Genomic DNA, 8,271 nt, shown 5'->3' with positions numbered 1-8,271 from the left:
GGGACACCGATCTGGCTGCTTACGGCAACCAGGACATCCCGTTCGAGCGGTTGGTGGACGACCTGGCGCCGGCGCGGTCGTTGAGCCGCAACCCGTTGTTCCAGGTGATGTTCGGTCTGCAGAACGTGCCGCAAGGCGACGCCGGCTGGGAGCTGCCGGGCGTGCGGGTCAGCCCGTACGACAGTGGTGACGACGGCGCGCCCGCCCGCTTCGACCTGTCCGTCGACCTGGTCGAGCGTCGCGACCTCGACGGCAACCCGGCCGGCCTGGTCGGCACGTTCCTGTACGCCACCGACCTGTTCGACGCCACCACGGTGATAACCCTCGTCGACCGGTTGCTGCGCCTCCTGCGGCGCGTGGCCGCTGACCCGGCCATCCGCATCGACGACATCGACGTGATGGACCCCGACGAGCGCAACCACGTGACCCGGGTCTGGAACGACACCGCTGTTGCCGTTCCCGCTGTGACGGTGCCGGAACTGTTTGCGGCTCAGGTGGCGAGGACTCCTGACGCGGTGGCGGTCCGGTGTGGGGCTGATGTGTTGACGTATGCGCAGTTGGCTGCGCAGTCGGATGCATGGGCGGCGCATCTGCACAGCCTCGGCGCCGGCCCCGAGACCCGAGTGGCTTTGCTGTTGCCGCGCGGTGTCGACATGGTCGCGGCGATGCTGGGGGTGTGGAAGGCCGGTGCGGCGTTCGTGCCGTTGGATCCGGCCTATCCGAGGCAGCGCCTGGCGCAGATCGTCGCGGACAGCGGCGCGGAGCTGGTAGTCGATACCGACATGAAGCTGAGCGGCGCGCCGGTGCCGGTGGTGGCTGTCGAGCGAGATGCGTTGGCGTATGTGATCTACACATCCGGGTCGACGGGTGTGCCCAAGGGTGTCGCGGTCACCCATCGCGGTGTGGCGAACCTGGCGTCGGTGATGGCGCCGGTGCTCGGTGGCGGTGCGGTGACGTTGCAGTTCGCGTCGTTCAGCTTCGACGCCTCGATCCTCGACATCGCCGTCACGTTGACTAGCGGCGGCACCCTCGTGATCGCTACGGCTGAGCAACGTCAGGATGTGCACGCGCTGTCGGCGATGATCCGTGATGCCGGTGTGGAAGTGGCGAGTGTGGTGCCGTCGTTGCTGGCGGTGCTGGACCCGGCCGAGGTGCCCGGGGTGCGTAACTGGGTACTCGGCGCGGAGCGGTTGTCGGCGGAGTTGGCGAACCGGTGGACGGCGCACACGCGGGTGTGGAACACCTACGGGCCGACCGAGGCCACGGTCATCACTACCGCGGTGCCGCTGCCGGGTCTCGTCGAGACTGCGCCGGCGATCGGTGCCCCGATCGGTAATGCCCGGGTGTATGTGCTCGACGAGTTCCTTAACCCCGTCCCACCAGGCGTCACCGGCGAGGTGTATATCGCCGGCCCGGGTGTGGCTCGCGGCTACCTCGGTAGGTCAGGGCAGACCGCGGCGTCGTTCATCGCCGGCCCGGATGGTGAGCGATGGTATCGCTCTGGGGATGTGGGCCGGTGGGACCCCGACGGTCTGCTGCATTTCGTCGGGCGGGTGGATGAGCAGGTGAAGATCCGCGGGTTGCGGGTCGAGCCCGGCGAGGTCGCGGCGGTGCTGGAGACACACGAGGACGTGTCACAGGCTGCCGTGATCATGCGAGACGGCCGGTTGGTCGCCTACGTGGTGTCGACTGTCGAACCCGACGTGTTGAAGGCTTACGCCGCGGAACGCCTGCCGGACTACATGGTCCCAGCCGCCGTGGTCGCGCTGGAGGCGCTGCCGTTGACCGTCAACGGCAAGCTCGACCGAACGGCCTTGCCTGCCCCGGACGCGGTGGAGGTCGGGCGCGGGCCGCAGACCCCGGCGGAGGAGTTGTTCTGTGCGCTGTTCGCTGAGGTGCTGGGTGTGCAGGAGGTGGGGGCGGAGGCGTCGTTCTTCGACCTGGGCGGCGACTCGATCATGTCGATGCTGCTGGTGTCCAAGGCCCGCCGTGCCGGGCTGGCCGTGACCGCCCGGCAGATCTTCGAGCAGCAAACCCCGGCCGCGCTCGCTCTGGTCGCCTGCGACGCGAGCGCCGTGACCCGCGTCGGCGAGTCCGGTATCGGCGACGTCCCGCTCACCCCGGTGATGCACGAGCTGCTCGAGCGCACCGGCCCCGACCGCATCGGCGAGGCCGCGTTCTCCACGATGGTGGTCACTCCGGCCGGCGCGGACCAGGAGACGCTGACCGGCGCACTCCGGGAGATCCTCACCCACCACGACATGCTGCGGGCCCGCCTCGAACCCGAGGGCGACGGCTGGCGGATGGTCGTGCCCGAGCCGGACCCGGACGACGCCGGGCGCCTGCTGCACCGGGTCGACCTGACCGGCCTCGACGGTGCCGACCTGCAACGGGTCGTCGACGAGGAGACCGCGGCCGCGGCGGCACGGATCGACCCGCTCGCCGGCATGATGACGCAGCTGGTGTGGTTCGACGCGGGATCCGAGCGGCCCGGACGTCTGCTGCTGATGATTGCCCACCTCGTGGTGGACACCGTCTCGCTGCGGGTCCTGCTTCCCGACCTGGCCGAGGCGTACACCACGCTGGCCGCCGGGCGGGAGGTGGCGCTGCAGTCGGTGCCTACGTCGTTCCGGCACTGGGCGCGGGAGCTGGCGGCGCAGGACCGGACCGCTGAGCTGCCCGAGTGGGTGGCGATGCTGCGCGAACCCGATCCCGCGCTCACCGACCGGCCCGTCGACCGGACCCGGGACACCACGGGGAGCACTCGACGGCTGTCGGTGACCGTGCCGATGGACACGACAGAGGCTCTGCTGACCGCGGTTCCCGCCGCCTTCCACGCCGGCATCGACGACGTGCTGCTCGCCGGGCTGGCCGCCGCGGTCGCCGACTGGCGACGCGATCGCGGCCTCGTGGATGCCACCGGCGTGGTGGTCGACCTGGAAGGCCACGGTCGCGTCCCGCTCGGCGACGACGAGGACCTGTCGCGCACCGTCGGATGGTTCACCGACAGCCACCCGGTGCGCCTCGACGTGGGAAGGCTCCGTCTCGCCGAGGTCCGCGACGGCGGCCCGGCCGCGGGACGACTGGTGAAGCGGGTCAAGGAGCAGCTGCGCGCCGTACCCTCCGACGGCCTCGGCTATGGCCTGCTGCGGTACCTGAACCCGGACGCTGGGCCGCGGCTGGCCGAGCTGGCGCGGGCGCAGATCGGGTTCAACTACCTCGGCCGGTTCCCGGGCGGTGCCGGCGACACGGCCGGCCCGCGGGAGGAACGGCCCTGGCAGATCGCGGCTCAGGGAGCCGGCGGCACCGACGCGCGGGTGCCGGTCCTGCACGCCCTGGAGATCACCGGCATGGTGCACGACCTGAACGAGGGACCGCAGCTCACCCTCGTGCTCAGTTGGCCCCCGGAGCTGCTCGGCGAGCCGGCCGCCCAGGCGCTGCTCGACGGCTGGGTCGCGATGCTGACCGGCCTGGCCGCGCACGGGTCCGGGGCCGGAAGCGGCCATACACCGTCCGACTTCCCGCTGGTCGATGTGAGCCAGGGCGAGCTCGACGAGTTCGAGGCGGTCGTGAAGCAGATCGAAGAAGGAGCCTGAGATGAGCGAGTCCGCGCTGGCCGGGGTCTGGCCGCTGTCGCCTCTGCAGGAGGGCATCCTGTTCCACTCGCTCTACGACGAGCAGGGCATGGACGTCTACATCGAGCAGATGGTCTTCGGGCTCGACGGCGACCTCGACGCGGCCCTGCTGCGCGCCTCCTGGCAGGCCGTGCTCGACCGGCACGAGAGCCTGCGGGCGTGCTTCCCGCGCCGTGGCTCGGGCGCACCCGTCCAGCTCATCATGCGCCGGGTCACCCTGCCCTGGCGCGAGGAGGACCTCAGCGGCCTCGGTGCGGCGGACGCCGAGGCCGAGGCGGAACGGATCGCCGCGCAGGAGCAGGCGGCCCGCTTCGACCTGGCCGTGCCGCCGCTGCTGAGGGTGCTGGTGGTCAAGTTCGCGCCCGGCCGGTACCGGATGGTGCTGACCCTGCACCACATTCTGCTCGACGGCTGGTCCCTGCAGATCCTCGTTCAGGAGGTCGGCGCCACCTATGCCGCCGGCGGCAGCACTGCCGGGCTGCCGCCGGTCACCCCGTACCGGGACTATCTCGCCTGGCTGTCCCGGCAGGACATCGATGCGGCCCGCGAGGCCTGGCGCGAGGCCCTCGCGGGCACGGAAGAGCCGACACTGCTGGCCCCCCGCGACCACGGCGCCACCCGTTCCCTGCCGGGCGTGGTCACCGTCGAGACCGCCGAGCTGGACGCGCCGCTGCGCGAGCTCGCCCGAGCGACCGGCGTCACCGTCAACACCATCACCCAGGCGGCATGGGCGGTCGTCGTCGGCCGGCTGACCGGCCGCCGGGACGTCGTGTTCGGAGCGTCGGTGGCCGGCCGCCCGGCCGAGCTGCCCGGCATGGAGTCCATGCTGGGCCTGTTCATCAACACCGTTCCGGTACGGGTCCGCTTCGAGCCCGGCCAGACCGTGGCCGAGCTGCTCACCCAGGTACAGAACCGGCAGACCTCGTTGCTGGACCACCAGTATCTGAGCCTCACGGAGATCGAACGGGCGGGCGGCCGGGGTGCGGTCTTCGACACCATCATGGCGTTCGAGAACTTCGGCTCCGGCGCCGAGTCGTCCCCGCCGCCCGACGGCCGCCCACCCGCTGAAGGTGAACGTCCGGACGCCGAAGGTCCTGAGAAGGCGGTGCGGTTCACCCCGGCCGATATCAAGGAAGCCACCAACTTCCCGCTCGCGTTGACGATCAGTCCGGTCGGCGGGATGCGGCTGCGCCTCGGCTACCGGCCCGACATCTACGACGAGGCCGCCGCCCGCAGCGTGCTCGACCTGCTGCTGCGGCTGCTCACCGAGTTCGCCGCCGACCCCGCCCGCCGCCTCGACACCATCGATACCCTGAGCGCGGACGAGCGCGCACGTGTCCTGCACGTCTGGAACGACACCGCCGTCGCCGTGCCGGACGTGACCGTACCCGAGCTTTTCGTGGCGCAGGCGGCCAGGACCCCGAACACGACGGCGGTGCGCTGCGGTGCCGAGAGCCTGACGTACGCCGAGCTGAATGCCCTGTCCGACGCCTGGGCAGCCCACCTGGCGGACCTCGGCGCCGGACCCGAAGCCCGGGTCGCCCTCTGCCTGCCGCGCGGCGTCGACGTCATCGTCGCCATGCTCGGCGTCTGGAAGGCCGGCGCGGCCTTCGTGCCGCTCGACCCCGTGTACCCGCGTTCCCGGCTCGACCTGATGGTGGCCGACAGCGCCGCGACGCTCGTCATCGGCACCGAGGACACCCTCGCCGAACTGGCTGTCGCCCCCGCCCGCGCTGTCCCCTGGACCCGTCCGGATCCCGCCGCCGCGCCGGCCCTGCGCCTCGACCCCGCCTCGTTGGCCTACGTCATCTACACATCAGGTTCGTCGGGCGTGCCGAAGGGTGTGGCCGTGGCACACCGCGGCGTCACGAACCTCGCCGCGGTGATGCGGCCGGTGCTCGGCGAGGGCGTCGTGGCGCTGCAGTTCGCCTCGTTCAGCTTCGACGCGTCCATTCTGGACATTGCCGTCACCCTCACCGCGGGCGGCACGCTCGCCATCGCCACGGACCAGGAACGTACGGACGCAAGCGCACTCACCGCGATGATCCGCGACGCCGAAGTCGAAGCGGCCAGCGTGGTCCCGTCGCTGCTGTCGGTTCTCGACCCGGCCGACGTCCCCGGCGTGCGCACCTGGGTGCTCGGCGCCGAGCGCCTGAACGCCGATCTGGCCGCCCGCTGGGCGCCACGGGCCGCGCTGTGGAACACCTATGGGCCCACCGAGGCCACGGTCATGACCACCGCCGTACGCCTGCCGGAGCTCATCGAGACCGCCCCGCCCATCGGCGCGCCCCTCGGCAACACCCGGGCGTACGTGCTCGACGAGTTCCTGAACCCGGTGGCCCCGGGCGTGACCGGCGAGCTGTACCTCGCGGGCCGGGGCCTGGCCCGCGGTTACCTGGGCCGGCCGGGGCTCACGGCGGCGTCGTTCGTCGCCGGCCCGGACGGCGAACGCTGGTACCGCTCGGGCGACCTTGCCCGCTGGGGCACCGACGGCCGCCTGTCCTTCGAAGGCCGCGCCGACCACCAGGTCAAGATTCGCGGTTTCCGAGTGGAGCCGGGCGAGGTCGAGGCGGTGCTGGCCGGGCATGCGCAGGTGGCGCAGGCGGCGGTGGTCGTGCGGGATGACCGTCTGGTGGCCTATGTGGTGTCCACGGTCGATGTCGAGGTGTTGCGGGCTCACGCGGCCCGGCTCCTGCCGGACTACATGGTGCCGTCGGCGTTCGTAGCGTTGGACGGGCTGCCGTTGACGGTCAACGGTAAGCTCGACCGGGCTGCCCTGCCGGCACCGGACGGGGTGCGTACCGGGCGGGCGCCGGCCACGCCCGTCGAGGAACAGCTTTGCGCGCTGTACGCGGAGATCCTCGGCGTCGATCGGGTGCCGGCCGACCGTTCCTTCTTCGTCCTGGGCGGTGACTCGCTGTCAGCCATGCGCCTGGTGTCGCGTATCCGCGCGGTCTTCGAGACGGACGTGAGCATTCGTGCCCTGTTCGCCGGGCCGAGCGTGGCCGAGGTGGCTCGCCTTGTCGAGGGCGAGGGCGGCGTGGTGCGCGAGGCGTTGACCCGTCGCGAGCGGCCCGAGGTGCTGCCGCTGTCGTACGCGCAGCAGCGGCTGTGGTTCCTCAACCGGCTCGAGGACAGCGACCGGGGTGCGAGTGCGGCGTACAACATGCCGTTGGCTCTGCGCCTGCGCGGTGACCTGGACGTTGCCGCGCTGGAGAAGGCGATCGGTGACGTCGCCGACCGGCACGAGAGCCTCCGGACCGTCTTCGTGGAGTCGGAGGGCGGCGCGCGTCAGGAAATCCTCGAAGGCGACGCCGGCCGGCCACCCTTGGTGATCTGCGACGCCACCGAGGACGCGCTGCGGAACATGGTGGCCCGGCACTCCACCCGGGGTTTCGACCTCAGCGTCGACCTTCCCTGGCGGGCCTGGCTGCTGCGGCTCGACCCGCAGGACGCCGTGCTGCTCATCGTCGCCCATCACATCGCGGTCGACGGCTGGTCCATGGGTGTTCTCTCCCGGGATCTGCGCACCGCGTACACCGCGCGGCGACGCGGCGACGCACCCGCCTGGGTCCCGCTGCCGGTGCAGTACGCCGACTACGCGCTCTGGCAACGCGAGGTCCTCGGCGACCCCGACGACGAGGACAGCGTCGTGAGCGGTCAGCTTGCCCACTGGCGCAAAGCCCTCGCCGAGGCGCCCGCGGAGCTCCGCCTTCCGCTCGACCACCCCCGCCCGGCGACGCCGTCCTTCCGCGGCGCCATGGTCACCTTCGAGGTGGATGCGAAGACCCATGCCGGCCTGCTGCGGCTGGCCCAGCAGGGCCGGGCGACCATGTTCATGGTCGTGCACGCGGCCCTGTCCGTGCTCCTGTGCCGGGTCGGCGCCGGGACCGACATCCCATTGGGTACGGCGATCGCCGGGCGCGGTGACGCGGCGTTGGACGAGCTCGTCGGGTTCTTCATCAACACTCTCGTGCTGCGCGCCGACCTGTCGGCCGACCCCAGTTTCGCCGCGCTGCTGCGGCAGGTCCGGGAGGCGGACCTCGCCGCGTACGCCAACCAGGACGTACCCTTCGAACGCCTGGTGGACGTCCTCGCGCCCGCCCGGTCGCTGAGCCGCAACCCGTTGTTCCAGGTGATGTTCTCCGTGCAGAACGTGCCCGGTGACGGCGATGGCTGGGAGCTGCCGGGACTGTCGGTCACCCCGTTCGACGACGGCGCGGAATCCCCGGCGCGCTTCGACCTCTCCGTCGACCTGGCCGAGCGTCGCGATCCGCAGGGTCGTCCGGCCGGCCTGGTCGGCGGGATGCTGTACGCCACCGACCTCTTCGACGAGCCTACGGCGCAGGCCCTCGTCGGCCGTCTGGTCCGCGTGTTCGAGCAGATCGCCGTCGACCCGGCCATCCGCATCGGCGACATCGACGTGATGGCCCCCGCCGAGCGCAGCCGGGTGACCCGGGTCTGGAACGACACCGCTGTTGCTGTTCCCGCTGTGACGGTGCCGGAGTTGTTCGCCGCTCAGGTGGCTCGGACTCCTGACGCGGTGGCGGTCCGGTGCGGGGCTGAGGTGTTGACGTATGCGCAGTTGGCTGCACGGTCGGATGCGTGGGCGGCGCATCTCGTAGGCCAGGGTGCC

2 protein-coding genes are annotated in these 8,271 nt (G+C 71.5%); both read left to right on the top strand.

Translation table 11 applies throughout. From position 1 onward, the window contains the following. Positions 1–3,596, top strand: a 3,596-nt coding sequence (locus AB0J80_RS38345) for an amino acid adenylation domain-containing protein (RefSeq protein ID WP_364714739.1), incomplete at its 5' end; no start/stop codon positions are given. Between the two features lies 1 nt (position 3,597). Beyond that, positions 3,598–8,271: amino acid adenylation domain-containing protein (locus AB0J80_RS38340; RefSeq protein ID WP_364714737.1), on the top strand; the 4,674-nt coding region annotated here is incomplete at its 3' end.

The organism is Actinoplanes sp. NPDC049548 (genome assembly GCF_040676695.1).
Lineage (GTDB): Bacteria > Actinomycetota > Actinomycetes > Mycobacteriales > Micromonosporaceae > Actinoplanes.
Note: the sequence above shows the minus strand (reverse complement) of the source record. Positions and strands in the feature narration are given on the sequence as shown.